22 protein-coding genes are annotated in these 24,421 nt (G+C 67.7%); 15 read left to right on the top strand and 7 right to left on the bottom strand.

Annotation, left to right across the window (positions count from 1 at the left end; translation table 11 throughout):
- On the bottom strand, positions 1–844 hold an 844-nt coding region (gene ccmI, locus ACK4IU_RS08800), incomplete at its 3' end, for a c-type cytochrome biogenesis protein CcmI (protein WP_409733869.1).
- A gap of 194 nt (positions 845–1,038) precedes the next feature.
- Between ccmI and ACK4IU_RS08795 the strand changes: the two genes are divergently transcribed.
- The 5 genes from ACK4IU_RS08795 (at position 1,039) to ACK4IU_RS08775 (ending at position 6,887) form a co-directional block, all read left to right on the top strand.
- Positions 1,039–2,286 carry a sarcosine oxidase subunit beta family protein gene (locus ACK4IU_RS08795; protein WP_409733867.1) on the top strand — a complete coding sequence of 416 codons (1,248 nt, stop codon included), beginning with the start codon at positions 1,039–1,041 and terminating at the stop codon, positions 2,284–2,286.
- A gap of 49 nt (positions 2,287–2,335) precedes the next feature.
- Positions 2,336–2,671 (top strand): sarcosine oxidase subunit delta, encoded by a 336-nt coding sequence (locus tag ACK4IU_RS08790; RefSeq protein WP_409733865.1) that lies wholly within the window; start codon positions 2,336–2,338, stop codon positions 2,669–2,671.
- Positions 2,668–5,586, top strand: a complete 2,919-nt coding sequence (locus ACK4IU_RS08785; protein ID WP_409733862.1) for a sarcosine oxidase subunit alpha family protein — start codon at positions 2,668–2,670, stop codon at positions 5,584–5,586. The genes ACK4IU_RS08790 and ACK4IU_RS08785 overlap by 4 nt, the downstream gene beginning before the upstream one ends.
- A complete protein-coding gene (locus ACK4IU_RS08780) occupies positions 5,579–6,124 on the top strand; it encodes a sarcosine oxidase subunit gamma (protein WP_409733860.1) in 546 nt (181 codons plus the stop codon). Before ACK4IU_RS08785 ends, ACK4IU_RS08780 begins: the two co-directional genes overlap by 8 nt.
- Positions 6,125–6,284: 160 nt before the next feature.
- On the top strand, positions 6,285–6,887 hold the full coding sequence (locus tag ACK4IU_RS08775; protein ID WP_409733858.1) for a superoxide dismutase: 603 nt from the start codon (positions 6,285–6,287) through the stop codon (positions 6,885–6,887).
- A 60-nt stretch (positions 6,888–6,947) separates the two neighbouring features.
- On the opposite strand, the gene ACK4IU_RS08770 is transcribed toward ACK4IU_RS08775, so the two are convergent.
- Positions 6,948–7,499 carry a TIGR00730 family Rossman fold protein gene (locus tag ACK4IU_RS08770; protein ID WP_409733856.1) on the bottom strand — a complete coding sequence of 184 codons (552 nt, stop codon included), beginning with the start codon at positions 7,497–7,499 and terminating at the stop codon, positions 6,948–6,950.
- A gap of 95 nt (positions 7,500–7,594) precedes the next feature.
- Between ACK4IU_RS08770 and ACK4IU_RS08765 the strand changes: the two genes are divergently transcribed.
- Positions 7,595–9,082, top strand: coding sequence for a LysM peptidoglycan-binding domain-containing protein (locus ACK4IU_RS08765; protein WP_409733854.1), 1,488 nt, complete (start codon positions 7,595–7,597; stop codon positions 9,080–9,082).
- Here the strand turns inward: ACK4IU_RS08765 and ACK4IU_RS08760 are convergent.
- The gene (locus ACK4IU_RS08760) at positions 9,043–9,399 is read right to left on the bottom strand and encodes an ArsR/SmtB family transcription factor (RefSeq protein ID WP_409733851.1); all 357 of its coding nucleotides are present in this window, start codon (positions 9,397–9,399) and stop codon (positions 9,043–9,045) included. The genes ACK4IU_RS08765 and ACK4IU_RS08760 overlap by 40 nt on opposite strands.
- 92 nt (positions 9,400–9,491) lie before the next feature.
- Here ACK4IU_RS08760 and ACK4IU_RS08755 point away from each other — a divergent pair, with 92 nt between their 5' ends.
- The 4 genes from ACK4IU_RS08755 to der all read left to right on the top strand — a co-directional run bounded on the left by ACK4IU_RS08755 (position 9,492) and on the right by der (position 15,371).
- Positions 9,492–11,423: an ABCB family ABC transporter ATP-binding protein/permease gene (locus ACK4IU_RS08755; protein ID WP_409733849.1), complete on the top strand. Its 1,932-nt coding sequence runs from the start codon at positions 9,492–9,494 to the stop codon at positions 11,421–11,423.
- Between the two features lie 365 nt (positions 11,424–11,788).
- The gene (locus ACK4IU_RS08750) at positions 11,789–12,448 is read left to right on the top strand and encodes a hypothetical protein (RefSeq protein WP_409733847.1); all 660 of its coding nucleotides are present in this window, start codon (positions 11,789–11,791) and stop codon (positions 12,446–12,448) included.
- Between the two features lie 49 nt (positions 12,449–12,497).
- Positions 12,498–13,853 carry a PQQ-binding-like beta-propeller repeat protein gene (locus ACK4IU_RS08745; RefSeq protein WP_409733844.1) on the top strand — a complete coding sequence of 452 codons (1,356 nt, stop codon included), beginning with the start codon at positions 12,498–12,500 and terminating at the stop codon, positions 13,851–13,853.
- A gap of 48 nt (positions 13,854–13,901) precedes the next feature.
- Entirely contained in the window at positions 13,902–15,371 is a 1,470-nt protein-coding gene (gene der / locus ACK4IU_RS08740) for a ribosome biogenesis GTPase Der (protein WP_409733842.1), read from the top strand.
- A gap of 46 nt (positions 15,372–15,417) precedes the next feature.
- On the opposite strand, the gene ACK4IU_RS08735 is transcribed toward der, so the two are convergent.
- Positions 15,418–16,140 (bottom strand): hypothetical protein, encoded by a 723-nt coding sequence (locus tag ACK4IU_RS08735; protein ID WP_409733840.1) that lies wholly within the window; start codon positions 16,138–16,140, stop codon positions 15,418–15,420.
- A 64-nt stretch (positions 16,141–16,204) separates the two neighbouring features.
- On the bottom strand, positions 16,205–17,494 hold the full coding sequence (gene serS, locus ACK4IU_RS08730; protein WP_409733837.1) for a serine--tRNA ligase: 1,290 nt from the start codon (positions 17,492–17,494) through the stop codon (positions 16,205–16,207).
- Positions 17,495–17,667: 173 nt separating this feature from the next.
- On the opposite strand from serS, the gene yajC reads away from it, so the two are divergent.
- The 4 genes from yajC to ACK4IU_RS08710 are packed head-to-tail and all read left to right on the top strand — an operon-like array spanning position 17,668 to position 21,035.
- A complete protein-coding gene (yajC, locus tag ACK4IU_RS08725; protein WP_409733835.1) occupies positions 17,668–18,000 on the top strand; it encodes a preprotein translocase subunit YajC in 333 nt (110 codons plus the stop codon).
- 10 nt (positions 18,001–18,010) lie between these two features.
- On the top strand, positions 18,011–19,678 hold the full coding sequence (gene secD, locus ACK4IU_RS08720) for a protein translocase subunit SecD (protein ID WP_409733833.1): 1,668 nt from the start codon (positions 18,011–18,013) through the stop codon (positions 19,676–19,678).
- Positions 19,679–19,693: 15 nt separating this feature from the next.
- Positions 19,694–20,665, top strand: coding sequence for a protein translocase subunit SecF (gene secF, locus ACK4IU_RS08715; RefSeq protein ID WP_409733831.1), 972 nt, complete (start codon positions 19,694–19,696; stop codon positions 20,663–20,665).
- A 13-nt stretch (positions 20,666–20,678) separates the two neighbouring features.
- On the top strand, positions 20,679–21,035 hold the full coding sequence (locus tag ACK4IU_RS08710; RefSeq protein WP_409733829.1) for an Mth938-like domain-containing protein: 357 nt from the start codon (positions 20,679–20,681) through the stop codon (positions 21,033–21,035).
- Between the two features lie 161 nt (positions 21,036–21,196).
- Here ACK4IU_RS08710 and ACK4IU_RS08705 read toward each other — a convergent pair whose 3' ends face one another.
- A complete protein-coding gene (locus tag ACK4IU_RS08705) occupies positions 21,197–22,174 on the bottom strand; it encodes an HpcH/HpaI aldolase/citrate lyase family protein (RefSeq protein ID WP_409733827.1) in 978 nt (325 codons plus the stop codon).
- Between the two features lie 82 nt (positions 22,175–22,256).
- Positions 22,257–22,859, bottom strand: coding sequence for a LuxR C-terminal-related transcriptional regulator (locus ACK4IU_RS08700; protein WP_409733874.1), 603 nt, complete (start codon positions 22,857–22,859; stop codon positions 22,257–22,259).
- A gap of 312 nt (positions 22,860–23,171) precedes the next feature.
- On the opposite strand from ACK4IU_RS08700, the gene ACK4IU_RS08695 reads away from it, so the two are divergent.
- Positions 23,172–24,419: an aminotransferase gene (locus tag ACK4IU_RS08695; protein WP_409733825.1), complete on the top strand. Its 1,248-nt coding sequence runs from the start codon at positions 23,172–23,174 to the stop codon at positions 24,417–24,419.
- The last annotated feature ends 2 nt before the right edge of the window (positions 24,420–24,421 follow it).

Raw genomic sequence — 24,421 nt, 5'->3', positions numbered from 1 at the left:
AGCGGCCGCCCTGCACGAACATCTCGCCCACCAGATAGCGCGCCAGCTCGTTCGTCATGTCGGCCTGAAGGCTCGCACGCAGCGCGGCCTCGGCCTCGGGCGAGACATAGCCGCCCGCCTCTGCCACCAGGGCCAGCGCGAGGTTGGCGTGGTCGTTCGATCCGACCTGTTCGCCCAGCACGGCGATCAGCCGCTCCTGCACCCGGACGGCCGTCTGAAGGTCCCCCGACTCGAAGGCCTGCCGGAAGCGTCCGCGCAAGGTCTCGGGATCGGTGATCCCGGCCAGTTCGGCCGCCAGCGCCTGATCCTTGGTCGCGTCGCGCGACCGGCCCGTGGCGGCAAGCCCCGCCTCCTGCGAGGGACGATTGGCGATGCCCTCGTCCAGAGCCGCCAGCCGCGGCTTCAGCGCCATGTCGGGATAGTCCGGCGCGCCCAGCCACCAGTAGGTCGCAAGCGCCCCCGGCAGCATCACGGCAGCGATCAGCGCCGGAACCGCCGCCGGAACACCGGCCCGCGACCGGACGGCAGCCTTGCCCTCTGCCGCCTCCGGGGCGCCGGTTGCGCCCCGTTTGCGGTCCGCATCCAGCAGCCGCTTGCCGACCTCGGCCCGCAGCCGCGCGGCCTCGTCCGGGCCGATGGTGCCGCGTGCCAGGTCGCGTTCGATCTCGGCGAACTGGTCGCGGTAAACCGACAGGTCGGCATCAGGGCCAGCGTTGGACGTCAGTCCCTTGCGCAGGGCCGCCAGCAGCACCGCCGCGACCAGGGCCGCAACACCGGTAGCCACCGTCCAGAACATCCAGCCCGTCATCGTCAGCCTGCGCCCCCTGCCTGTCGCGTCCGACATAGTCGTTTCCCCGCGCCCAAGAAAGGGGCATTCGGCCGCAGCGCACCATACATGCCGGCTGGCCCGTTGCCGGCTGCACGTCATGTCGCAATTTTCCCGATTGTGCCGCAGGCGGGTGCGGCTGTAATGCGCATCTCATCCAAGACATGGCTGCCGGACCCGCTCTGGCACCCCCCGTCCGACAAGAGGCCCCGATGAAGCGTTACTCGGTCTTTGCCATCGCCCGCGAGGCAGCCCGCTACCACCTGGGATGGGAGCGCGCCTGGGCCTCTCCGGAACCGAAATCCGCCTATGATGTCATCATCGTCGGGGCAGGGGGCCACGGTCTCGCGACCGCCTATTACCTCGGCAAGAACTTCGGCATCACCAATGTCGCGGTGATCGAGAAGGGCTGGCTCGGCGGCGGCAACACGGGCCGCAACACCACGATCATCCGGTCGAACTATCTCCAGGATTCCTCGGCCGCGATCTATGAGAAGGCCCGCAGCCTGTACGAGACGCTGAGCCAGGACCTGAACTACAACGTGATGTTCAGCCCCCGCGGCGTGATGATGCTGGCCCAGACCCATCACGAGGTCCGCGGCTATCTGCGCACCGCCCATGCCAATGCCCTGCAAGGGGTGGCGACCGAATTCATCACGCCGCAGCGGGTGAAGGAGCTCTGCCCGATCCTGAACATCGACGGCCCGCGCTACCCGGTCCTCGGCGCTCTCTGGCAGCCGCGCGGCGGCACCGGGCGGCATGACGCGGTGGCCTGGGGCTATGCGCGCGCCTGCTCGGCCATGGGCATGCACATCATCCAGAACTGCGAAGTGAAGGGCGTGCAGTCCGAAAACGGCCAGGTGACCGGGGTCGAGACCACCAAGGGCTTCATCGGTTGCAAGAAGCTGGGGCTGGTGGTCGCGGGCCATTCCGGCCAGTTGGCCGAAATGGCGGGCTTCCGTCTGCCGATCGAGGCGGTGGCGCTTCAGGCGCTGGTCTCCGAGCCGATCAAGCCCTGCATGGACGTGGTCGTCATGGCCAACACCGTCCACGGCTACATGTCGCAATCCGACAAGGGCGAGATGGTGATCGGCGGCGGCACCGACGGGTTCAACAACTACACCCAGCGCGGCAGCTTCCACCACATCGAGGAAACGCTCCGCGCGCTGGTCGAGACCTTCCCGATCATCTCGCGCCTCAAGATGCTGCGCCAGTGGGGCGGCATCGTGGACATGACCGGCGACCGCTCGCCCATCATCTCGAAGACGCCGCTGGGCAACTGCTTCATCAACTGTGGCTGGGGCACCGGCGGGTTCAAGGCGATCCCCGGATCGGGCTGGGCGATGGCGGAGCTGATGGCCAAGGGCGAACCCGGCCCGCTCGCGGCCGAGTTCAACATGTGGCGCTTCAAGGAAGGCCAGTTCATCGACGAATCCGTCGCGGCCGGGGTGGCGCACTGATGCCCGCCCCGCGCCCGACCCCGAAAGCATCCCGCAACGGAGACGCAGCATGCTGATCCTCGAATGTCCCTACTGCGGCGTGAAGGCCGAAGAGACCGAGCTTTCCCCCGGTTACGAGGCGCATCTGAAGCGCTTCGGCCCCGGCTCCACCCCCGAGGAGTTCGAGGCCTACATGTTCGCTCGCAAGAACCCCAAGGGCGTGCATTTCGAACGCTGGCGTCATACCTACGGCTGCGGCAAGTGGTTCCTCGCCGCGCGCTGCACTGCCACGCTCGAGGTTTTCGGGACCTACCCTGCGCAGGTCTCCGAACCGCCCGCCGACATTATCGCGAAGATCCAGGCCCGCCGTCCCGGCTGGCAGCCTGACGGAAAGGCCCCGAAATGAGCACGCGTCTAGCCAAGGGCGGCCGGTTGATCAACCGCTCCGCGACGGTCGAGTTTTCCTTCAACGGCAAGCGTTTGCGGGGCTATCAGGGCGACACGCTGGCTGCGGGCCTGCTGGCCAACGACCAGATGCTCGTGGGCCGCAGCTTCAAGTATCACCGCCCGCGCGGCATCGTCGCCTCGGGACCCGAGGAACCCAACGCGCTGGTGAACCTCGGGGCAGGGGCGCGGCTGGAACCGAACCAGCGCACCACCACGACCGAACTTTTCGACGGGCTGGAATGCACCTCGCAGAACCACTGGCCCTCGCTCGACTTCGACGTGGGCGTGGTGAACAACTACGCCGCGCGCTTCCTGCCGGCGGGGTTCTACTACAAGACCTTCATCCACCCGCGCCCGTTCTGGAAACACGTCTTCGAGCCGATCATCCGCCGCTCGGCCGGTCTCGGCAAGGCGCCGACGCAGGGCGACGCCGACCGCTATGAACAGGCCTATGCCTTCTGCGACGTGCTGGTCGTGGGGGCAGGCGTCGCGGGCCTGAAGGCCGCTAAGGCTGCCGCCGACAAGGGCCAGCGCGTGATCCTTCTGGAACAGGCCCCGGTGATCGGAGGACGCGCTCCGGTGGACCAGACCGAGGTGGACGGCCAGCCGGTCGATGCCTGGCTCTCGGCCATGGAGGCCGACCTTCTGGCGCGGGACAACGTGACCCTGCGCACCCGCACCTGCGGCTTCGGCGTTTATGACCACGGCTATGTCCTGGCCGACGAGCGTGTGGCCGACCACACCCCCGGCGACGGGCGCCCGAAGCACCGCCTCTGGCGCATCCGCGCGGGGCGGATCGTCACCGCGACCGGGGCCATCGAGCGGCCCTTGTCCTTTGCCGGCAACGACATTCCGGGCGTCATGCTCGCCTCGGCGGTGCGCGACTATGTGGTGAACTATGCCGTCTCGCCGGGCGATCGCACGGTCGTCGTCACCAACAACGACTCGGCCTATCAGACCGTGCTGGCGCTGAAGGCGGCGGGGCTGGACGTGCCCGCCATCCTCGATGCGCGCGAGGCCGCCGACGGCCCGCTGCCGCAGGCTGCCCGCGCCGCCGGGATCCGCGTGCTGACCGGCAAGGCCATCGCCAAGGTCAAGGGCGGGAAGCGCGTCACCGGCGTTGCCGTCTGCGCCCAGGCCGGCGAGGGCACCGTGCAGGAGGAGATCCCCTGCGAGGCCGTCGCCATGTCCGGCGGCTGGTCGCCCGTCGTTCATCTATGGAGCCATTGTGGCGGCAAGCTGACGTGGGACGAGACGATCTCGGCCTTCGTCCCCGACCCCAAGCGTCCGCCCCTGAACCATGACGGCAGCGCCATGGTCGAGGTGGTGGGGGCCGCGAACGGCGATCTCGACCTCACCGGCAAGCCTGCCGCGATCCCGCCGGTCTGGGTCATGCCGCAGGGCGCGCCGATCCAGTTGCGCAACAAGATGTGGCTCGACTACCAGAACGACGTGAAGGTCTCGGACGTGCAGCTCGCCAGCCGCGAGGGCTATGTCTCGGTCGAACACACCAAGCGCTATACCACGCTGGGCATGGCGACGGATCAGGGAAAACTAAGCAATATCAACGGTCTCGCCGTGCTTGCTGAGTCTCTGGGTGAAGAGATTCCGCAGGTCGGCACCACCACCTTCCGCCCGCCCTACACCCCCGTCACCATCGGCGCGCTGGCCGGCGAAAGCCGCGGCGAGATCTTCCAGCCGCTGCGCCGCACGCCCATGCACGCGGCGCACGAGAAGGCCGGGGCCTATTTCGAACCCGTCGGCCTCTGGCGCCGCCCCTACTGCTTCCCGCGCGCCGGCGAGACGCATGAACAGGCCGTCCACCGCGAGGTTCTGAACACGCGCCAGAACCTCGGGCTTCTGGACGCCTCCACGCTCGGCAAGATCATCGTCAAGGGCCCGGATGCGGGGAAGTTCCTCGACATGCTCTACACCGGCGTGATGTCCACGCTGCCCTTGGGCAAGTGTCGCTACGGCCTGATGTGCAACGAACAGGGCTTCCTGAGCGATGACGGCGTCGTCGCCCGCATCGACGAGGATACCTGGCTTTGTCACACCACCTCGGGCGGGGCGGATCGCATCCACGCCTGGATGGAGGACTGGCTGCAATGCGAATGGTGGGACTGGCAGGTCTATACCGCCAATGTCACCGAGCAATATGCCCAGGTCGCCGTCGTCGGCCCGAACGCGAGGAAGCTCCTGCAAGTCCTTGGCGGCATGGATGTTTCCAAGGAGGCCCTGCCCTTCATGCAATGGGCGGACGGCACGCTGGCCGGCTTCCCGGTCCGGGTTTACCGGATCAGCTTCTCGGGCGAACTGTCCTATGAAATCGCCGTCCCCGCCAGCCATGGCGCGGCCTTCTGGGAGGCCTGCATGGAGGCCGGCAAGGCGCTGGGCGCCATGCCCTACGGCACCGAATGTCTGCACATCATGCGGGCCGAGAAGGGCTTCATCATGATCGGGGACGAGACCGACGGCACCGTCATTCCGCAGGACCTCGGCCTCGACTGGGCGATCTCGAAGAAGAAGGCCGACTACCTCGGCAAGCGCGGGCAGGAACGGACCTACCTCGCCAGCCCCGACCGCTGGAAGCTCGTCGGCTTCGAGACGCTGGACGGCTCGGTGATCCCGGACGGCAGCTACATCGTCGCCGATGGGGTCAACGCCAACGGACAGCGCAATACGCAGGGCCGCGTGACCTCGACCTACTATTCGCCGACGCTGAAGCGCGGCATCGCCATGGGCTTGCTGAAGCACGGGCCGCAGCGGATGGGCGAGGTGGTGGAGTTCAACACCGTCGCCGGCGGCACGGTCAAGGCGCGGGTGCGCGACACCGTGTTCTACGACAAGGATGGGGAGAAGCAGAATGTCTGACCCGGTTTCCGCGCTGAACGGCGCCAGCTTCCAGGGCTTTGCCACCATCCGGGAAATCGGCCCCCTGGGCATGATAACCCTGCGCGCCAGGGGGCTGAAATCGCTGGACCAGGCAATCAAGGCGGTGACGGGGACGAAGGTTCCCGCGCCGCGCCGGATCGAGATCAAGGGCGACCATGCCTGCGGCTGGATGAGCCCCGACGAATATCTGCTGATGCTGCCCTATGCCGAGGTCGGCGAGGCGATGGGAAAACTCGCCAAGGCGCTGGCGGGGGAACATCACCTGGCCGTCGATGTCTCGGACGCCCGCGCGGTCTTCCGCATCGAGGGCGACAAGGCCGACCAGGTCCTGCGCAAGCTGATGCCGGTGGACTTCGACCGGCTGGAACCGGGCGAGTTGCGCCGCAGCCGCGCCGCCCAGGTCGCGGCGGCTATCTGGCAGCAGGATCAGGGCTTTACGCTGGTCTGCTTCCGGTCGGTCGCAAGTTACGTCATGGGCCTTCTGACCCATTCGGCCCAGCCCGGCAGCGAGCTCTAGCCGCCCCGCGCGCCTCTGGCCGGGACGATGGCCCCGGCCGCACCGCCACGCCGTGGAACCCGACCCGGCCCGGCCGCGTTGATCCCGGCCGGTTGCCCTTGACCTTCCGGCCGCGAACCCTCTTATTCCTGCCAAGCATCACCCCAACAGGAGCAAGCCGATGGCCTTCACCCTTCCCAATCTCCCCTATGCGCATGACGCTCTGGCCTCCCTCGGCATGTCGAAGGAGACGCTGGAATACCACCACGACCTGCACCACAAGGCCTATGTCGACAACGGCAACAAGCTGATCGCCGGGACCGAGTGGGAGAACAAGTCGCTGGAAGACATCATCCGCGGCACCTACCAGGCCGGCGCGGTGGCGCAGAACGGCATCTTCAACAATGCCTCGCAGCACTGGAACCACAACATGTTCTGGACCTGGATGGCCCCGGGCGAGAACAAGAAGATGCCGGGCAACCTGGAAAAGGCGCTGACCGAGGCCTTCGGCTCGGTGCAGAAGTTCAAGGATGATTTCGCCGCCGCCGGCGCGGGCCAGTTCGGTTCGGGTTGGGCCTGGCTGGTCAAGGACAAGGACGGCAGCCTGAAGGTGACGAAGACCGAGAACGGGGTGAACCCGCTCTGCTTCGGCCAGACGGCGCTGCTCGGCTGCGACGTGTGGGAACATTCCTACTACATCGACTTCCGCAACAAGCGCCCGGCCTACCTGACGAACTTCCTGGAAAAGCTGGTGAACTGGGAAGCCGTCGCCGCCGCCCTGTAAGGCGCTCCGGATTCCATGGCAGCGGCCCGCGGGGTGCCCCCCTCGCGGGCCGCTTGCGTTCTAACCCAATGCCTCGGCCAGCGCGGCCTCCAGCGCCGCCACATCGGGGACGGCCCGGAAATGGCCCTTCAGCGAGGCGTCGGCGAACCCCTCGGCGATCACATGGTCAAGCAGCGCGACCAGCGGCTGCCAGTAGCCATCGACATCCAGCAGCAGGATCGGCTTGCGGTGCAACCCGATCTGCGCCCAGGTCAGCACCTCGAAGAATTCGTCCAGCGACCCCGCGCCGCCCGGCAGCACCACAACGGCATCCGAGTTCATGAACATGACCTTCTTGCGCTCGTGCATGTCCTCGGTCACCACCAGCCGGCGCCGGTCGCGGCTGGCGCGTTCGCGGCCCATGAGGTGGATCGGGATCACGCCCAGCGTCTCGGCCCCCGCCATCGTCGCCGCCGCGGCGACCGCCCCCATCAGCCCGACATCGCCCGCGCCATAGACCAGCCGCCAGCCCCTGCGGGCCAGCATTTCGCCGGTCGCGCGGGCGGCATCGGCATGGGCGGGATGGCGGCCGGGACGCGAGCCGCAGAAGACGCAGACGGAACGAAGGGACATGGGCCGACCTGAAAAGGGGTTGCTTTGCCCCGTCATATAGAGATTCCTGATCACAAGAAACCACAGCGGCGAAACCGCGACAGGGGGAAACGGGGATGTCGGCATTTGGGGCCTTGGACCGGGGAACACGGGTTGCCCTCCTGCTCTTGGGCGGGGCGGCGGTGGCCGGCCTCGGCTATATCGGCTGGCAGATGACCCGCCCCGCGCCGGTGGAGGTGGCCGCGGTGCAGCCCGCCGCCGCGCCCGTGGTGCCGGACCCTGCGGCGGATGCGGGGGCCGGGGCAGGGCCAGGCGCGACCGGGACAGGGGCCGAAGCCCCCGCCGAACCGGCCGCGACGCCCGCGGCCGAGACCGCCCCGACCGCCGCCGCCGCCGCCCCTGAACCGGCGCCGCCGACCGAGGCGGCACCGATGCCGGTGATCGACACCTGGCGCGTCGCGGCGAACGGCGATGCGGTCGTCTCGGGCAGCGCCGCCCCCGGCGCGACGGTCGAGGTGATCGTGGGCGGCGAATCCAAGGCCAGTGGCACGGCCTCCGCCTCGGGCGATTTCGCGCTGCTCTTCACCCTGCCGCCGAACCCGGACCCGAGCCTGATGTGGCTGTCGATGACCCTGCCGGGCGAGCCGCCCGTCGCCTCGGAGCAGATGGTCGCCCTCGGCCCGATTGCGGGGCCGCCCGCCGCCATGGCCGAGCCTGCGGCGCCGGACGCCCCCCAGGTCGCCGCCGCGGAACCCGCCGCGCCGCCCGCGCTGCTTCTGTCCGACGAGGGGGCGGTCATCCTGCAGGATCCCGCCGCGCCGGAGCCGGTGGCGGGCCAGACGGCCTCGGTCATGATCGACACGATTTCCTACACCCCGGATGGAGAGGTCCAGGTCGGCGGGCGCGGGGCAGGGGGTGCGATGCTGCGGCTCTATCTCGACAATGCCGAGAAGCTGACCCTGCAGGTTCCGGCCTCGGGCAAGTGGCTGACCGCGCTGCCCGACACGCCGCCGGGGGTCTATACCCTGCGGGTTGACCAGCTCGACGCCGCGGGCAAGGTCACCTCGCGCTTCGAGACCCCGTTCAAGCGCGAAACGCTCGACGCGCTGGCCGCCGTCGCCGGCACCGTGACGCAGCCGGCGGGCGAGGCGGCCCCGGCTGCCCCTGCGTCCGCGCCCGAAGCCCTGCCCGAGACTGTTGCCGGGACCGCGCCCGAAGCAGCGCCAACTCCCGCGACCGAACCCGCCGCTGCGCCTGCCCCCGAACCGGCGCCGGTCGAGGTCGCCGCCGCCGCGCCGCCCGAGGCACCCGTCCAGACCGAAGCCACCGCCCCGCAAGCGCCGGCGGCGCCCGCGATCCCCGCCGAGCCCGCCGCCCCCGAAGCGCCCGCCGTGGCCCTTGCGGATGCGCCCGCCGCAGCGCCGGCGCCGGTGACCGTCACCGTCCAGCCCGGTTTTACCCTCTGGGGCATCGCGCAGGAACGCTATGGCAACGGTGTTCTCTACGTGCAGGTGTTCGAGGCGAACCGCGACAAGATCAAGGATCCGAACCTGATCTATCCCGGTCAGGTCTTTTCGGTGCCCGAAGCCGCTTCGGCCCCCTGACGCCGGTGGGCGCAGGCGGCCAGGACCTCGGGATGGTCCGAACAGCAGTCGTTCAGCACATAGGAAATCGTCCGGCCGATGCCGTGCGGATCCACGCTGTAGAACACGTTCCGCGCCGCCTTGCGCGATTTCAGCAGCCCCGCCTGTTCCAGCGCCGACAGGTGGAACGACAGCCGCGGCGCCGGCATGCCCAGCGACTCGGCGATCTGGCCCGCGGCCATGCCTTCCTCGCCCCGGGGCGTCAGCAGCCGGATCAGGTCCAGCCGCGTCTCGTGGGCCAGGGCGGACAGGGCGGCGAGGGCTTTACTTCGGTCCATCGTTCAACTATTCAAGAAAACTTGAAATGACCATAGCCGAACCCGGACCTCCGCGCAACGCTCTTGCCCGCTCCGGTTTGCCAGGAAAGACGATGCGCCGCACGACCTCGACCGCCACTTCCGCCGATGCCGGAACCGCCCACGCCTCAGCCATGACCACGATCCGCCGCGTGGCGCCCTATCTCTGGCCGGACGGCCAGGCCTGGGTGAAGCGGCGCGTCGTGCTGGCGATGCTGTTCCTGCTGGCGGCAAAGCTGGTCTCGGTTGCCACGCCCTACATCTACAAGCTGGCAGTGGACAGCCTGTCGAACGAGGCGGGATCTGACCCGCGCGCGCTGATCGGCCTTGGCGCGGTCGGGCTGGTCGTGGCCTATGGCCTTGCGCGGCTTGGCGCGGTGGCCTTCGGCGAACTGCGCGACGCGGTCTTCGTCCGCGTGGGCCAGCGCGCGATCCGCCGGCTGGCGATCGAGACCTTCACCCATATCCACCGCCTCTCCTTGCGCTACCACATCACCCGAAAGACCGGCGGCCTGTCGCGGATCATCGAGCGCGGGGTGAAGGGCGTCGATTTCCTGTTGCGGTTCCTCCTTCTCTCCATCGGGCCGCTGATCCTTGAACTGACCATGGTCTCGGTGATCTTCGCAGTGGTCTTCGGCTGGCAATATGCCGCAGTCGTCGTCGTCACCATCGCGCTTTACGTCTGGTTCACCTTCACCGTCACGGAATGGCGCGTGAAGCTGCGGCGCGAGATGAACGACCAGGACACCGACGCCAACCAGAAGGCGATCGACAGCCTGCTGAACTTCGAGACCGTCAAGTATTTCAATGCCGAAAGCCGCGAGGCCGAGCGCTACGACAGCGCCATGCGGCGTTACGAGTCGGCCGCCGTCAAGACCGGCCTGTCGCTCTCGTTCCTGAATGTGGGGCAGGCGACGCTCATCACCTCCGGCCTCGTCATCGTCATGGCGATGAGCGCGCTTGGCGTGCGCGCGGGCACGCTGACCGTGGGCGATTTCGTCATGGTCAACGCCTACATGATCCAGATCACCATGCCGCTGAACTTCCTCGGCACGGTGTACCGGGAAATCCGGCAGGCGCTGGTGGACATGGGCGAGATGTTCGGCCTTCTCGGCCAGCCGGCCGAGATCAACGATGCGCCGGATGCCAAACCCCTGCGCGTGACGGCGGGCGAGATCGTGTTCGACGACGTGCATTTCGGCTACGAGCCCACGCGCGAGATCCTGAAGGGCGTCTCCTTCACGCTGAAGCCGGGGCAGAAACTGGCGCTCGTCGGCCATTCCGGCAGCGGCAAGTCCACCATTGGGCGGCTTCTGTTCCGCTTCTACGACGTGACCTCGGGCGCGGTCAGGATCGACGGGCAGGATATCCGCGACGTGACGCAGACCTCGCTCCATGCCCAGATCGGGGTCGTCCCGCAGGATACGGTGCTGTTCAACGACACCATCCGCTACAACATCGCCTATGGCCGGGCCGACGCGACCGAGGACGAGATCGTCGCCGCCGCGAAGGCCGCGAAGATCCACGATTTCGTCTCGCGCCTGCCGGAAGGCTACGACACCAAGGTGGGCGAACGCGGGCTGAAGCTATCGGGCGGCGAAAAGCAGCGCGTGGGCATCGCGCGGACGCTTCTGAAGAATCCGCCGATCCTGATCCTGGACGAGGCGACCTCGGCGCTCGACACCCAGACCGAACGCTCGATCCAGGAAAGCCTGGCAGAGATGGGGCAGGGCCGCAGCGTCATCACCATCGCGCACCGGCTTTCGACCATTGCCGATGCCGACCAGATCCTCGTGCTGGACGAGGGCCGGGTGATCGAACGCGGCACGCATGACGAACTGCTCGAGGCCGACGGCACCTATGCCGCGATGTGGCAGCGCCAGGTCATGGAAGACGAAGATTTCGCCAGCCCGCTGGTCGAATTCCAAGGTGCCAAGCCGGACGCGCCGCTTACGGAAAGGGAGGCAGCCCGGGAACGCAACGCGCGCGCCGCTCCGGTGGGCTGACATACCCGCCAAGCCATTCACCGGACTGGGTTTTCATTTGACGATCCGGTCAGGCTCCCCATTGTGCCGCCGCCTTTTGAGCGTGAGAAATGCTAGTCCGGCGTCTCGGTCCTGTTCTGATCTTCCGGTTATTCGGCATGACGGCCGCACTGGCCAAGAATGGTGTGGCCTTCCCGTTCTTCGCCATCCCCGAAGCGATGCGGGCGGACGGAAGATCTGCGCGAGGGCATGGGGCCGGGTTGCTGGCCGTCGCCAGGCTCTCGGCCTCTTCCCACAGAGTTCTGACCGTCACCAGCGCCGGGCAGGGCTTGGCAACGCGCGGGCTTTGCCTGTAAGACGGGGCAAACGACAAGCGAGGCACGGCGTTGAGCAATCCCGACAGCTTCATCGAGGAAGTTACCGAAGAGGTGCGGCGGGATCGTCTGTTCGGGCTGTTCCGCAAATACGGCTGGATCGGCGTGGTCGTGATCCTGGCCCTTGTCGGCGGCACGGCCTGGACCGAATGGCAGAAATCCCGCGATGCCGCGCGGGCCGAGGCTTTCGGCGACGCGCTGATCGACGCGCTTGACCATGGCACGCCCGAGGAACGGCGCGAGGCGCTGGCCTCGGTTCCGGCGACGGGCGAACAGGTCGCGATCCTGAACCTGATCCTCGGCTCGGACCCGGCCGAGGACAAGGCCGCCACCCTTGCCGCGCTCGAGTCGGTCGCGAACAATGCCGCGCTGTCGCCGGCCTACCGCGACCTCGCGGTCCTGCGCCGTGTCCTGGTCGGCGGTGCCGACCTGGCCCTGGCCGACCGCCGCGCGGCGCTCGACGGCATCGCCGTCGCCGGTCGGCCCTACCGGACGCTCGCGGCCGAGCAGCTGGCCTACCTCCTGATAGAGGAGGGCAAGCCGGACGAGGCCGTAGTCGCCTTGACCGCGCTCACGCAGGACCAGGAGGCCTCGGCCGCGTTGCGGGCGCGGGCGGGGCAGGTGGTCACTGCCCTTGGTGGCACGCTGCCCGAGCCGACCAACGGCGGTTGATATGCAGATGGACGCAGACGCAAGCGAAAGGTCCTTTCAGGTGGCGGTCATGAAAGTCAGACGGATGGGCGGCAGGCTGGTGACTGGCGTGGGGCTTCTTGCGCTGCTGGCGGCCTGCGGCGAAAGGGAAGTGATCCTGCAAGGCGAACGTTTCCCGGTGCGTGCCGACCTTGAGGCCAGCGTCCCTGTGGAAGGCCAACCCGCACCCACCGCGCCGGTGGCGCCCGAAAATCAGAGCGTCGCCATTTCGCTTGGTCCGCAGACCGGCGGCGACTGGACGCACCGCGCCGGCAATGCCCGTCACCTGATGCCGCATGCCGCGCTGTCCGCCACCCCGCAGCGGGCCTGGACCGCGAACATCGGCTCGGGCTCCAGCCGCAAGAACCGCATTGCCGCGGCGCCGGTCGTGGCCGATGGCCGCGTATTCACCATCGATTCCGGCACCACCGTCACCGCCACCTCGACCGGCGGCGCCACGCTCTGGACTGCCGACCTGACCGCGTCCTTCGACCGGGGCGGCGGCCAGTCGGCAGGCGGCCTTGCCATCGCGGGGGGCCGGGTCTTCGCCACCACCGGCTATGGCGAACTGGTCGCATTGGATGCCGGCTCGGGCGCGGTGCTCTGGCGCCAGCGCGTCGATGCCCCGATCAGCGGGGCGCCGGCTTCGGACGGAAATGCGGTCTATGTCGCGGGCCGCGACGGTTCGGCCTGGGCAGTGGACGCCAAGGACGGCAAGGTGATCTGGCAGGTCGTCGGCACGCCGGGCCGTGCGGCCTATGTCGGCACCGCCGCACCCACCATCGGCGACCGCGCGGTGATCTTCCCGTCCTCGGGCGGCGATCTGATGGCGGTCCTGAAGATCGGCGGCGGCACCAAAGTCTGGCAGGCCTCGCTGGCCGGCAAGCGGCTCGGCCGCGCCTATGCGCTCACCCCCGACGTGACCGGCGATGCCGTGATCGCGGGCAAGGTGCTCTATGCCGGCTCCGGCTCGGGCCGCACCGTCGCCATGTCCGCCTCCTCGGGCGAACGCATCTGGTCGGCGGGCGAGGGCGCGCTGGGCCCGGTCGCGGTCGCGGGCGGGTCGATCTTCCTGGTCAACGACGAGGCGAAACTCGTCCGCCTCGATGCCGCCACCGGCGAGCCGATCTGGTCGGTCGAGATGCCCTATTTCACCAAGGACAAGATCAAGCGCCGCAAGGGCATTTTCGCCCATTACGGGCCGGTGATGGCCGGCGGGCGGATCATGGTCGTCTCCTCGGACGGCCTGTTGCGCGCCTTCGACCCGGCCAGCGGCGCCCTGACCTACACCGCCGAGATTCCCGGCGGCGCGGCCGCGCAGCCGGCGGTGGCGGGGGGCACGCTCTACGTCGTCGGCGGCAACGGGCAACTTCACGCTTTCCGCTGACGGCAAACCGGTGTATCGGGGCGGCTTCGCGCAGAACGGACGCAGGCCATGACCTTCACCCTCGCCATCGTGGGCCGCCCGAATGTGGGCAAATCGACGCTCTTCAACCGGCTCGTCGGCCGCAAGCTGGCGCTGGTCGATGACCAGCCCGGCGTGACCCGCGACCTGCGCGAGGGCGATGCCAAGCTCTTCGACCTGCGCTTCACCGTGATCGACACCGCGGGGCTTGAGGAGGTCACCGACGACAGCCTGCAAGGCCGCATGCGCCGCCTGACCGAGCGCGCGGTGGACATGGCCGATGTCTGCCTGTTCCTGATCGACGGGCGCGTGGGCGTCACCCCCTCGGATGAGGTCTTCGCCGAAATCCTGCGCAAGAAGGCCGCCCGCGTGCTGCTGGGCGTCAACAAGGCCGAAGGCAAGGCGGGCGATGCAGGCGCGCTGGAGGCCTATTCGCTGGGCCTCGGCGAACCCATCCGCCTGTCCGCAGAACATGGCGAGGGGATGGACGACCTCTACCGCGCGCTCAAACCCTTCGAGGCGGAATTCGCCCCCCGCGAAGCCGAGATGCTGCCCGAGACCGACACCGACATCTCGGAAGAGGACGCCGAGCTCGAGGCCGACGAGACCGCCCACAAGCCTACCGCGACCAAGCCCCTCCAGATCGCCGTCATCGGCCGCCCGAATGCCGGGAAATCCACGCTCATCAACAGGATCCTCGGTACCGACCGGATGCTGACCGGACCGGAGGCCGGCATCACCCGCGACGCGATCTCGGTCCGCGCCGACTGGATGGGCACGCCGATCCGCATCTGGGACACCGCCGGCATGCGCAAGAAGGCGAAGGTGGTGGAAAAGCTGGAAAAGCTTTCGGTCGCCGACGGCCTGCGCGCCGTACGCTTCGCCGAGGTGGTGGTCGTCCTTCTCGACGTTGAAATCCCCTTCGAGGTGCAGGACCTGCGCATCGCCGACTTCGCCGAAACCGAAGGCCGCGCCGTGGTGGTCGCGGTCAACAAGTGGGACCTCGAGGACGACAAGCAGGAGAAGCTTGCGGAACTGAAGGAGATGTTCGAACGCCTTCTCCCGCAGCTACGCGGTGCGCCGCTCGTCACCGTCAGCGCCAAGACGGGCCGGGGCCTCGACCGGTTGCACGACGCGATCCTCAAGGCGCACGATGTCTGGAACCGCCGCGTGCCCACGGCCAAGCTGAACAGCTGGCTCGGCGCCATGACCGAGGCGCACCCGCCGCCCGCGCCCGGCGGCCACCGGATCAAGTTGCGCTACATGACGCAGGCAAAGACAAGGCCGCCGGGCTTCGTCATCAAATGCTCGCGGCCCGACGAACTGCCGGAAAGCTACAAGCGCTATCTGGTGAATGGTCTGCGCGACCATTTCGACATGCCGGGCACGCCGATCCGACTGTTCCTGCGCAGCCAGGGCGACCAGAACCCCTGGAAGGAGCGCAAGTTCCACACGCCAAGCCGCCTGCGGAAGCACAAGGAAAAAAACACCGGGCAGTAAGGCCAACCCCAAGAATTTTAAGTAAAATTCTTGGGAAGTTCCTTGCTCAAGGAATTTGGCCCTTACCCCGCCGCGCCAGCAGCAGAACCGCCGCCAGCGCCACGGCGGCAATCCCGAAGGCCACCCAGGCCACCGGCGTGCCGCTGCCCCAGTTCGCCACGCCGATCCCGACCAGCGCCCAGGCCAGCGTCAGGCCATAGACCGGCATCCGGGGCTTTCGCCATTGCACCAGCACGCCCAGGATCAGCACGGCGGCCATCATGTCATAGGCCGCCTCCTCGTTGCCCAGATAGCCGTAGCCGGCCAGAAGAACTCCGGTCGAGACCGCCGAAGCCGCCGTCAGCCAGCCCGCAAGGATCGCCAGCGGGGCAGAGAGAAGCCAGCGGTCGGGCTCGGTCGGCGCCTGCAGGAAGGCCAGGATCGCCGCCCCCGCCATCACCAGGATCACCACGGTCGCCCAGAAAGGGCTCGAGGCCGCGATCGCGAGCCACACCGTTCCCAGTACCACCGCCAGCGTCAGCGCCGGGCGCACGCGCACCCAGGCCGGATGCCGCCGCCGCTTCCACAGGCCGAAGGCGGCATGCAGGATCAGCCAAAGGTAGATCAGCGACCAGATCGCAAAGGCATAGCCCGCCGGCTGCACCGCCGGTCGCAGGATCTCGACCGGGAACTGGCCCGGGTCATAGCCGGTGAACGGGGGAGTGATGATCGGAGCCAAGGCAAAGGCAAGCGCGGCAAGAAGCAGGACAAGGGCAAACGCGAGTGTCATTCGGGGCCTTTCGCTGTGGACGGGCAGGGGGAACTCCCCCGCGCCGCCTCTGGTTCCCCGGTCCTCAGGCCAGAACGCCGTCCGCCGTGATCCGGGTCTTGCCGCCAAGATAGGGCGCCAGCGCTGGCGGCAAGGTCACGGACCCGTCGGCCTCCTGCCCGTTCTCCAGCACCGCGATCAGGCAGCGCCCGACCGCCAGGCCCGATCCGTTCAGCGTCGCCACGAACTCCGGCTTTCCGCCTGCCGGGCGGTAACGGGCGTTCATCCGGCGGGCCTGGAACTGGCCGCAGGTCGAGACGCTGGAAATCTCGCGATAGGTGTTCTGGCCGGGCAGCCAGACCTCCAGGTCATGTGTCTTCTGCGCGCCGAATCCCATGTCGCCGGTGCAAAGGACGATGGTCCGGTAGGGCAGTCCCAGCCGCTCCAGCACCGCCTCGGCGCACTTGGTCATTCTTTCGTGTTCGGCCAGCGCCGTTTCCGGCGTGCAGATCGTCACCATCTCGACCTTCTCGAACTGGTGCTGGCGCAGCATCCCCGTCGTGTCCTTGCCCGCCGAGCCCGCCTCGGACCGGAAGCAATGCGTATGCGCCGTCAACCGGATCGGCAGCGCGGCCTCGTCCAGGATGTCGCCCGCGACCGAATTGGTCAGCGTGACTTCCGAGGTCGGGATCAGCCACCAGCCGTTGGTGGTCTGATAGCTGTCCTCGGCGAACTTCGGCAGCTGGTTGGTGCCATACATCGCCTCTTCCTTGACGAGGACCGGGGTCCAGGTCTCGGCCAGACCATGCTCGGACGTATGCAGATCCAGCATGAACTGCGCCAGCGCCCGATGCACCCGCGCCACCGCGCCGCGCATCACGACGAAACGGCTGCCGGACAGCTTCGCCGCCGTCGCAAAGTCCAGCCCCCCCTTTGCGGCCGGAATGTCGAAATGTTCCAATGGCTTGAAGCCCATCGCCCGAGGCGTTCCCCAGCGCCGGATCTCGACGTTCGCGGTCTCGTCCGGCCCTTCCGGCACCTCGTCCAGCGCCATGTTCGGAATGCGCATCAGGGCATCGCGCAGCCGCGCGTCCTCGGCCCCCGCCTCCTCGGTCAGCCGCGCACCTTCGGCTTTCTTCTCGGCCACGAGCGCCCTCAGCCGCTCGAACTCGGCCTCATCGCCCCGCGCCTTCGCCGCCCCCACTTCCTTCGAGGCCGCGTTCTGCGCCGCGGCCGCCGTCTCGGCCGCCAGGATCTTCGCCCGCCGCGCCTCGTCGATCGCCAGAAGCTCCGCCGCCATCGGCGCCAGCCCCCGCCGCGACAGGGCCCTGTCGAAGGCGTCCGGGTTCTCGCGGATGAAGCGGATGTCGTGCATGGTCTGGCCCCAAGGAAAAGCTACGCCGGCGCTTATGCCCGATTACGCGGCAGGGGGGAAGGCACCGCCTGTCGCGCCCCCTCTGGCAAAGCGCGGCGAAAGGGCTTACATCACCCGACAATCGCAAACGGGGCGGCGCCTGAAGCCTCCCGATCCGGCCAGAGAGGATGTCCATGTTCGCCACCCCCGCCTTCGCGCAAGCCGCCGGCGCCGCCCCCGGAGGCGCCGCCGTCTTCGCCCAGTTCCTGCCGATCATCCTGATCTTCGTCATCTTCTATTTCCTGCTGATCCGCCCGCAGCAGAAGAAGATGAAGGAACACCGCGCCATGGTGGACGCGCTGCGCCGGGGCGACGAGGTCATCACCTCGGGCGGGATCATCGGCAAGGTCTCCAAGGTCCAGGACGACGGCAAGGTCGAGGTCGAGATCGCCGAAGGCGTGAAGGTGAAGGTGGTCAAGCACACCATCACCCAGGTGCTGAACAAGACCGAACCCGCCGCAAGCTGAGACCCGACACATGGAACCGATGGCGCTCTGGAAGCGGATCCTCATCCTGCTCGTCTGCGGCTGGGGGATCGTCGCCGCGACCCCGAACCTGTTCTACGGAAGGGTCGAGCGCCACAATGACGCCGTCGCCGCCATCGAGGCCGCCGGCGGCACCGCGACGCCCGAGCAGGAGGCCGCCCGCGCGGAGTGGCCCGACTACCTGCCTTCGGCGCTGGTGAACCTCGGCCTCGACCTGCGGGGCGGGGCGCATCTTCTGGCCGAGGTCAAGGTCGAGGACGTGTACAAGGCGCGGATGGATTCGCTCTGGCCCGAGGTGCGAGACGCGCTGCGCGGCCTGCGCGACCAGGTCGGCGCGGTGCGCCGCGCGCCCTCGCCCGACGACGTGCTGCGCGTGACGCTGGAAAACCCCGCCGGCATGGCCGCGGCGGTCGAGGCCGTCCGCGGCCTCGGTTCGGGCGTCATGTCCCTCACCGGCCTCGGCCAGAGCACGCTCGACGTGACCGCCGAAGGCAACGACATCGTCGTGCGCCTGTCGGATGCCGAAAAGCAGGCCACCGACCAGCGCACCCTCCAGCAGTCGCTGGAAATCATCCGCCGCCGCGTGGACGAGGCCGGCACCCGCGAACCCACGATCCAGCGCCAGGGCGAAGACCGCATCCTGATCCAGGTGCCCGGCATCGGCTCGGCGCAGGAACTCAAGGCCCTGATCGGCCAGACCGCCAAGCTGTCGTTCAACGCGGTCATCAGCCGCACCACGGATGCAGGCGCCTCTCCCGGCGCGCGCAACGTCCTCTTGCCGTCCATGGACGAGCCGGGGATCTACTACATCGTCGAGGACACGCCGGTCGTCTCGGGCGACGACCTGGTGGACGCGCAGCCCTCCTTCGACCAGAACGGCCGCCCGGCGGTCAGCTTTCGCTTCGACACCACCGGCGCGCGCAAGTTCGGCGATTATACCGCCGCCAACATAGGCGCGCCCTTCGCCATCGTGCTGGACGGCGAGGTGATCTCGGCCCCGGTGATCCAGAGCCACATTCCCGGCGGCTCGGGGATCATCACCGGGAATTTCAGCGTCGAGGAATCGACCCGTCTGGCCGTCCTTCTGCGCGCCGGTGCGCTACCGGCCGAGATGACCTTCCTCGAAGAACGCACCATCGGGCCGGAACTGGGGCAGGATTCCATCGATGCCGGCCGCACCGCCGCCCTGATCGGCATGATCGCCGTCATCGCCTACATGATCGCCTCCTATGGTATGTTCGGGGTCTTCGCCAACATTGCGCTCGCAATCAACGTCGCGCTCATCGTGGCGGTATTGTCGGCCATCGGCGCCACGCTGACCCTGCCGGGGATCGCCGGTATCGTCCTGACCATGGGGATGGCCGTCGATGCCAACGTGCTGATCTTCGAGCGCATGCGCGAGGAACTGCGATCCGGCGCCAATCCGCGCCGCGCGATGCAGCAGGGCTTCGATCGGGCCTTCTCGGCGATCATGGATTCGAACGTGACCGGGCTTCTGACCGCTCTCATCATGTTCTGGCTCGGCTCGGGGCCGGTCCGCGGCTTTGCAGTGACGCTGGGCCTGGGGATCCTCACCTCGATGTTCACTGCCGTCTATGTCACCCGGCTTATTGTCGAGACCTATCTCGACTGGAAGCGTCCGAAGACGATCGTGGTCTGACCGGAGGAAATGAAAATGGCCTGGCGCCTGAGACTTGTTCCCGAAAAGACCAACATCGACTTCTTCAAGATCCAGTGGGTGACCTTCGGAGCCTCGATCGCGGCGATGCTCCTGTCGCTCGTGCTGATCTTCACTGTGGGGCTTAACTTCGGCATCGACTTCCGGGGCGGAACGACCATCCGCACCGAATCCACCAATGCGGTGGATGTCGGCGCCTATCGGCAGGCCCTGCAGGGGCTGGACCTCGGCGACGTCTCGATCACCGAGGTTTTCGACCCGTCCTTCGCCGAGAACCAGCACGTCGCGATGATCCGGCTTTCTGCCAAGGAAGGGGATGAGTCCGTCACGCCGGAAACCATCGCCGAGGTCGAGGCAGCGTTGCAGCAGATCGATCCCTCGATCACCTTCCCCGCGGTGGAATCGGTGGGGCCGAAGGTGTCGCAGGAACTCATCACCTCGGCCCTTCTGGCGGTTCTGGCGGGCTCGGCGGGGATCCTGTTCTACGTCTGGGTGCGGTTCGAATGGCAATTCGCCGTGGGCACGGTTGCAGCACTGATCCATGACGTGCTGGTCACGGTGGGCATCTTCGTGCTGTTCCAGATCAAGTTTGACCTGACCATCGTCGCGGCGCTGCTGACCATCCTCGGCTACTCGGTCAACGACACCGTCGTCATCTTCGACCGGCTTCGGGAAAATCTCGCCAAATACAAGCAGATGCCGCTGCGGGACATGATGAACCTGACTGCGAACGAAACCCTGTCGCGCACGATCATGACGGCGACAACAACCTTCCTCTCGCTCATGGCGCTCTTCATCTTCGGTGGCGACGTGATCCGCGGCTTCGTGTTCGCCATGCTTCTGGGCGTTGTGCTCGGGACCTATTCCACGCTTTACATGGCCAAGAACATCGTCCTGATGCTGGGTGTGGACCGCGGCGACAAGCCGAAGAAGTCGGTGAAAAGCGACTTTGCCGACGTGGACGCCTGAGGCCGGGGCGGCGATGCGGCTGACCGAGGTCACCTACGGCAGCGCAAAGGCGATCGAGGGCTACGGCCCCGGCTTCTTCCGCGTCGCGGGCCACGTCCTGCGTGGTCCCTGCCTGATCACCCCCTGGGACGCCGGTCCCTGGGGCGGGCTCGAGGATACGGCCGCGCCGCTGTCGCTCGTGGACCGGATCGACGTGCTGTTCGTCGGGACCGGCTCGACCATCGCCCATGTGCCGCCGGCCTTCCGCGCGGCGCTGGAAGGGCAGGGGATCGGGGTCGAGATCATGGCCTCGCCCACCGCCGCCCGCACCTACAATGTCCTGCTCGGCGAAGGCCGCCGCGTCGCCGTGGCGCTGATCCCGGTCGATTAGGGGCCGCAAGCCCCGCCATCCCGCGCCTCCCCTCCCCCCGCGTGGGGAGGGGATGGGGGAGGGCGGCGGCGCTGCCCGATCAGGGTTTCCGGATCCTGAACGCCCACGGACAAGCCCTTGAAAGACAAGGGGTGCGCCGGCCTGTCCCGCGTGGACAGACCTCAGCCCCCGGCGATCTGCTTCGCCTTCTGGACCAGCACCTCGGCCTGCCGGATCGAGGCATAGTCGATCAGCCGCCCGTCAAGCGACACCGCCCCCTTGCCCTCGGCCGCGGCCTTCTCCATCGCCTCCAGGATCCGCTTCGCGCGCGTCACCTCGGCCTCCGAAGGGCTCATCACCTCGTTGGCCAGGGCAATCTGCGACGGATGGATCGCCCACTTCCCCTCGCAGCCCAGCACCGCCGCCCGCTTCGCCGCCGCACGATACCCGTCCGGGTCCGAGAAATCCCCGAATGGCCCGTCCAGCGGCCTGAGCCCGTTCGCCCGCGCCGCCACCACCAGCCGGGCCAGCGCATAGTGCCACATGTCGCCCCAGTGCACCGCGCGGCTGCCGTCCTCCAGCCGGTCGGTCAGAACCGCGTAATCCGGGTTCACGCCGCCGATGTTCGTCGTCCGCGCCCGGGTCGAGGCGGCATAGTCCGCCACCCCGAAATGCAGCGACTCGTTCCGCTTCGAGGCGCCGGCGATCGCGTTGATGTTCTGCATCCCCAGCGCCGTCTCGATGATGTGCTCGAACCCGATCCGCTTCTTGTAGCCCTTCGCGTCCTCGATCTGCGTGACCAGCATGTCCACCGCATAGACGTCCGCCGCCGTCCCGACCTTGGGGATCATGATGAGATCCAGCCGCTCGCCGGCCTGTTCCACCACATCCACCACGTCGCGGTACATGTAATGCGTATCAAGGCCGTTGATCCGCACCGACATGGTCTTCTTGCCCCAGTCGATCTCGTTCAGTGCCTTGATCACGTTCTTGCGCGCCTGGGCCTTGTCGTCCGGCGCCACGGCGTCCTCGAGGTCGAGGAAGACCACATCCGCCTCGGACGCGGCGGCCTTCTCGAACATCTGGGGGGCCGAACCCGGAACGGCCAGCTCGCTGCGGTTCAGGCGCGCGGGGGCCTGGGTGATGACGTGGAAAGACATGTTTGGGCTCCTGCCAAGGTAGGAGCTGCACCCACCCTACCCATCCCCGACCGCGCCCCCCTGCGTCAAGCCCGAAAATGCATCACATTTCGCCACGCGAAGCGCGATTGGCGTAGAAGAAGGCAATCGCCTGCGCCCGATTCTTCACGTCCAGCTTCTCGAACAGGTTTGACAGGTGAAACTTCACCGTGTTCTCGCTGATCTCCAGCTCCTTCGACAGCTCCCGGTTCGTCAGCCCCTTCGACAACGCCTCCAGAAGCGTCTTCTCGCGCGGGGACAGCGCCTCGATCGGGTCCTGTTTCAGGCTGCGGATGTCGAGGAAGGGGAACACCATCTGCCCCTTCGCCACGGCGACGCAGGTCTCCAGAAGCCGCTCCACCGACCCCGAGCGGGACACGAATCCTGCCGCCCCCGCCGCCATCGCCTTGCGGGGAATATCCCCGGTATCCTCAGCATAGACCACCAGCCGCGGCGCGTTGGCCTGGGTGCGCAACACGTCGATCAGCCGCGCGCCCCCCAGTGCCGGCAGGTTCCAGTCGATCACGCCAACCTGCACCGGCATCCGCATCACCATGCCAAGGAACCCCTCGGCTGTCGCCGCCGTCGCCACCAGAGAGAATCGGCGGTCCTTCTCGAAGAGTTCCGACATCGCGGCCAGCATCAGCGGGTTCGCGTCGCCCAGCATCAGCGTTACCGCTACCACTCCCCGCTCATCGTCCCAAAGCGCCATCAACTGCCTCTCTCCCTACCCGTTCGGGTGGGGCAATTCGGTATACCACCGCATATCAGCCTATTTGGGTGGGTAGAACGCTACCCGAACAGGTATCCGAAAGCAGGATATAGGAAGGTTGCCGCCTTTGTCGATTGCCTCTTTCCTGTGCGGCCAGGATCACGTCCCCGGCAGACCCCGCGACCCTTTCTTCCGCTGCACCCGGAAGCGTCGCCAGATCGGCCCGGACGACGGTCCAACCGACATCGGCCTTGGGAGGGGCGCCGAATGACCGACACCGAAGTCTATCCGCAACTCGTGATTCCGGAGACGCTCGCCGCCGGCCCCGGCCCCGGAAACACCGATGCGCGGGTGCTGGCCGCCTTTGCGAACGCGGGGCTCTCTGACCACATGCAGGCCGATGTCCTGCGGGGCATGGTCGAATGCAAGCACATGCTGCGGCAGGTCTGGGGCACCGCGAACACCTACACCTTCGGCGTTGCCGGCACGGGGTGGAGCGGGCTTGACGCCCTCTTCTCGGCCATCCTGCCGGGCGACACGGTCGTCTGCTTCGTGAACGGCACCTTCTCGGGCATTGACGCGCTGACCGTCCGCACCAAGGCCGCCAGCCGCGAGGATCTGAAAGCCAACGCGCTGGATCCGAAGCCCGCGAACGTCATCGTGATCCAGGTCCCGCACGGCCAGTCGGTCACGGCCGAGATCATCGAGCGTGCGCTCTCCGAACACAAACCGATGTGGGCCACGATGGCGCATTGGGAAACCGGGTCGGGCCGCATCAACGACCTCAAGGGCTTCTCCGATGCCTGCCTGCGCCACAACGTGATGGGCCTGGTCGATGCAGTCTCCTCGCTCGGGGTCGAGGACTTCGCCATCGACGACTTCCCCGGCGTGGTGGGCTGGGCCTCCTGCCCGCAGAAGGGCGTCCTCTGCCTGCCGCTGACCTATGCGCCGGTCAGCTTCACCGACCGCTACATCGCCCACCTGCGTGAGAACGGCTGCTATACCTTCGTCCACAATCCGATCTTCGAGGCCCGCCATTGGGGCATCGTCGATGGCCGCGACGTGGGCGCGGGCACCTACCACCGCACCCATTCCGCATACGCCGTCGCCGCCTTCCACGAGGCGCTGCGGATCAACCTCCAGCAGGGCCGCGCCCGGAAGGCCGCCGAGTATGCCCGGCACGAGGCCGCGCTGCGTGCCGCCGTCACCGCGCTTGGCTGCGAGGTCACCTCGAACATGACCAGCCTCGTGGTCCTGAACCTGCCCGGCGCGCTGGCGGGACGCGAGAAGGAACTGGTCGCAAATGCCCGCGCCAAGGGCTTCGGCATCTGGCCGACGCTGTCGGAACCTGTGCAGGTCCGCATCGGCATCCTGAACCAGCTGTCCGAAGCCGCGATCACCGATATCGTCGTGCGCTTCGCCGCCGAGATGAACGCGATGGGCGCGGCTGTCGATGTGGGTCAGGCGCTTGCCGCGCTGGAAACCCACTACGTCGCCGCCATCGCTGCCGAATAACG

The organism is Tabrizicola flagellatus (genome assembly GCF_046295235.1).
Lineage (GTDB): Bacteria > Pseudomonadota > Alphaproteobacteria > Rhodobacterales > Rhodobacteraceae > Tabrizicola > Tabrizicola flagellata_A.
This window is presented reverse-complemented; position numbering and strand designations above follow the sequence as displayed.

What these genes read in the sequence shown, in the direction of transcription:
- ACK4IU_RS08745 (WP_409733844.1), top strand. Translation starts at nt 12,498, where the DNA reads ATGAAAGTCAGACGGATGGGCGGCAGGCTGGTGACTGGCGTGGGGCTT.
- ACK4IU_RS08710 (WP_409733829.1), top strand. Translation starts at nt 20,679, where the DNA reads ATGCGGCTGACCGAGGTCACCTACGGCAGCGCAAAGGCGATCGAGGGC.
- ACK4IU_RS08760 (WP_409733851.1), bottom strand. Translation starts at nt 9,399, where the DNA reads ATGGACCGAAGTAAAGCCCTCGCCGCCCTGTCCGCCCTGGCCCACGAG.
- ACK4IU_RS08790 (WP_409733865.1), top strand. Translation starts at nt 2,336, where the DNA reads ATGCTGATCCTCGAATGTCCCTACTGCGGCGTGAAGGCCGAAGAGACC.
- secD (WP_409733833.1), top strand. Translation starts at nt 18,011, where the DNA reads ATGGAACCGATGGCGCTCTGGAAGCGGATCCTCATCCTGCTCGTCTGC.
- secF (WP_409733831.1), top strand. Translation starts at nt 19,694, where the DNA reads ATGGCCTGGCGCCTGAGACTTGTTCCCGAAAAGACCAACATCGACTTC.
- ACK4IU_RS08795 (WP_409733867.1), top strand. Translation starts at nt 1,039, where the DNA reads ATGAAGCGTTACTCGGTCTTTGCCATCGCCCGCGAGGCAGCCCGCTAC.
- ACK4IU_RS08695 (WP_409733825.1), top strand. Translation starts at nt 23,172, where the DNA reads ATGACCGACACCGAAGTCTATCCGCAACTCGTGATTCCGGAGACGCTC.
- ACK4IU_RS08755 (WP_409733849.1), top strand. Translation starts at nt 9,492, where the DNA reads ATGCGCCGCACGACCTCGACCGCCACTTCCGCCGATGCCGGAACCGCC.
- ACK4IU_RS08775 (WP_409733858.1), top strand. Translation starts at nt 6,285, where the DNA reads ATGGCCTTCACCCTTCCCAATCTCCCCTATGCGCATGACGCTCTGGCC.
- ACK4IU_RS08780 (WP_409733860.1), top strand. Translation starts at nt 5,579, where the DNA reads ATGTCTGACCCGGTTTCCGCGCTGAACGGCGCCAGCTTCCAGGGCTTT.
- ACK4IU_RS08700 (WP_409733874.1), bottom strand. Translation starts at nt 22,859, where the DNA reads ATGCTGGGCGACGCGAACCCGCTGATGCTGGCCGCGATGTCGGAACTC.
- ACK4IU_RS08705 (WP_409733827.1), bottom strand. Translation starts at nt 22,174, where the DNA reads ATGTCTTTCCACGTCATCACCCAGGCCCCCGCGCGCCTGAACCGCAGC.
- ACK4IU_RS08735 (WP_409733840.1), bottom strand. Translation starts at nt 16,140, where the DNA reads ATGACACTCGCGTTTGCCCTTGTCCTGCTTCTTGCCGCGCTTGCCTTT.
- ACK4IU_RS08770 (WP_409733856.1), bottom strand. Translation starts at nt 7,499, where the DNA reads ATGTCCCTTCGTTCCGTCTGCGTCTTCTGCGGCTCGCGTCCCGGCCGC.
- der (WP_409733842.1), top strand. Translation starts at nt 13,902, where the DNA reads ATGACCTTCACCCTCGCCATCGTGGGCCGCCCGAATGTGGGCAAATCG.
- yajC (WP_409733835.1), top strand. Translation starts at nt 17,668, where the DNA reads ATGTTCGCCACCCCCGCCTTCGCGCAAGCCGCCGGCGCCGCCCCCGGA.
- ACK4IU_RS08785 (WP_409733862.1), top strand. Translation starts at nt 2,668, where the DNA reads ATGAGCACGCGTCTAGCCAAGGGCGGCCGGTTGATCAACCGCTCCGCG.
- ACK4IU_RS08765 (WP_409733854.1), top strand. Translation starts at nt 7,595, where the DNA reads ATGTCGGCATTTGGGGCCTTGGACCGGGGAACACGGGTTGCCCTCCTG.
- serS (WP_409733837.1), bottom strand. Translation starts at nt 17,494, where the DNA reads ATGCACGACATCCGCTTCATCCGCGAGAACCCGGACGCCTTCGACAGG.